Annotated in this window: 2 pseudogenes; both read right to left on the minus strand. The window is 74.5% G+C overall.

What is annotated here, in order from left to right:
• Positions 1-310 (minus strand): annotated as a pseudogene (locus x551_RS26170) (hypothetical protein); the annotation flags it as partial.
• 7 nt (positions 311-317) lie between these two features.
• Positions 318-522, minus strand: a pseudogene (locus x551_RS23090) (peptidoglycan-binding protein); the annotation flags it as partial.

The following is a 522-nucleotide window of genomic DNA, read 5'->3' on the forward strand; positions in this document are numbered from 1 at the left end:
CCACCTCGGGAGCCGGAGCCACCGCGGGCGCCGTCGCCACCGGCGGTGCGGCCGTCTCGACCGGTGGCGGCGGTGTCACCACGGCCTCCTTCGTGGTGTCGCGACCGAGCAGCAGCCACAGCAGCGGGCCGATCAGGCCCACCGAGGCACCGACGATGATCCACAGCCAGGGTCGGGGACGCGAAGGCGAGCCGGCCGCCATCGCGGCCGAATCGGGCGGCACCGGCTGCGCATGCAGGTCGGGCAACGCGCCGCGTTCGCGATCGCGTTCGGCGTCGGCCTTGCGGAGGGCTTCGAGGATGTAGGACATCGGTACGTCACTCGGTCTGCAGGCGGGGCTCGTCCACGCCGGTGGCGCGGTTGAGCTGCATCAGTGTGATCGGCCCGGCCAGACCATCCGGTGCCAGACCCTGGGTGGACTGGAAGGCGGCGATGCGCGGCTTGAGCGCCGCCGCCGACGTCTCGCCCGGTGCGGCGTCGCCGGCCGCGGTGGCCAGCCGTGCGGCCAGCCAGTCGGCGGGG

The organism is Methylibium sp. T29 (assembly GCF_000576205.1).
Classification (GTDB): Bacteria; Pseudomonadota; Gammaproteobacteria; order Burkholderiales; family Burkholderiaceae_C; genus Methylibium; species Methylibium petroleiphilum.